Genomic DNA, 1,676 nt, shown 5'->3' with positions numbered 1-1,676 from the left:
GCCACGCTCACCGAAGTCCTTTCGGCGGTCGACGCCTGCTTCCAGCACTGGAAGGCACCAAACGAGGTGCTGCGAAGACTATGCTGCATTATTTAAGACGCTGTGTTTAGAATCCGTCACTTGGATCGCCAGCGAGGAGAAGTTCAAAGGTGCCTTGCCGCAGGGCACGCAGACCCATGCTTTCGAAGTTGCCCTGCACGCAGGCTCAAAGGAGGAGGATATCGTTGCAGCGTTTGCCGCGTTCGCAAAGAAGCTTGATGCAAAGGCTGACTTGGGTAGACGCATCCAGGTCGGTGGGTTGACCTTCGTGCCCGTCCTGGCTTCGGCCGAAGCAATGCGTCGTCTAACGGAGTTTTCTTTCCTTCGGGTAGCTCGACCCATGCCAGCGTTGAGGACGGCAATCCCAAACGTCGTGCGGCAGTCATATCCGGGCATTGCGTGTGAGCTTCCTTCAGCCGGTGCAATGTACGAAGAAGAACGGGTTGCCATCTTTGATGGGGGCCTTGGGTCGAATGATTTGAAGCCGTGGGCCAATGAAGTTGTCTATGACGATACGAAAGACACCCATGGTCAATTGCTAATGCACGGAAGTGAAGTTACCTCAACGTTCTTGTTCGGCCGACCGACCGCCGATAACCCGAAGCTGTCGCGTCCGTTCTTGGCTGTTGATCACTTTCGAGTGTTAAGCCCAGCTTCGGGGCATGACCCAGACCTATTTGACGTTTTGCTCCGTATTAAAGCCGCGCTGGATACGGGGGACTACAAGTTCGCGAACTTCAGTTTAGGCCCTCACATGCCAATCGAAGATGGAGAGGTCCATGCGTGGACCGCCACCCTAGATCAGCTTTGTGCCCGACACGGAATTTTTGCAACGGTCGCGGTTGGCAACGACGGGGAAGCGGAGGGTGCGAATAGGATTCAGCCTCCGGGCGACATGGTCAACGCGGTCGCGGTTGGTGCAGCGGACTCTGCAGGCCCCAAATGGAACAGGGCGAAGTACAGCTGCGTCGGCCCGGGCCGCAGCCCGGGATATGTGAAACCTGACGGGGTCGCATTCGGCGGGAGCGATTCAGAACCGTTTACCGTGTTCAACCCTTTACTGGGAAGCGTAGTGGGCGTCCAAGGAACAAGCTACTCCGCTCCACTAACTCTTCGAACGGCCGCTGGGTTGAACGCGAGCACGACTTTAGATTTGTCTGCGGTCGCTCTTAAGGCTCTTATGATCCACCACGCGCAGCGCGGGAGAGTGCACAAACGGGATGAGGTGGGGTGGGGCCGCTTTAGAGAGGCACCCATCGAGATACTGGAATGCGCTCCCGAAACGGTCACGGTGATTTTTCAAGCCACGTTGGCGAAGGGTGAGTATCGTCGATGCCCTATACCTTTTCCCGATCTGGCGCTGCCAGGAAAAGTGGAGATCAAGGCTACCTTTTGCTTACATGCCGAGACTGATCCCGAGCATGCAGTGAATTACACACGCTCCGGAATGGGTGTAGTCTTTCGACCGCGATTTGGACTTAATGAAGCCGATACGACGGAGTTTTTCGGCCTTGCGTCGCAATACATGTCCGCGCCGAGTGAATTTTGAGCCACCGCGCCGACCGAGCTTTGAGCCGGGGTGGAGACCGGTCTGAAGAAGGACCGGTTGTGGATAAGTGTATGGGTTTCGGAAGTGC

1 protein-coding gene is annotated in these 1,676 nt (G+C 56.4%); it reads left to right on the top strand.

The genetic code is table 11. From position 1 onward, the window contains the following. The coding region (locus KHO33_RS41810) for a S8 family peptidase (protein ID WP_200568562.1) at positions 1-1,588 on the top strand (1,588 nt) is incomplete at its 5' end. Positions 1,589-1,676 lie beyond the last annotated feature (88 nt).

It is taken from the genome of Paraburkholderia nemoris (genome assembly GCF_905221015.1).
GTDB lineage: Bacteria > Pseudomonadota > Gammaproteobacteria > Burkholderiales > Burkholderiaceae > Paraburkholderia > Paraburkholderia nemoris.
This window is presented reverse-complemented; position numbering and strand designations above follow the sequence as displayed.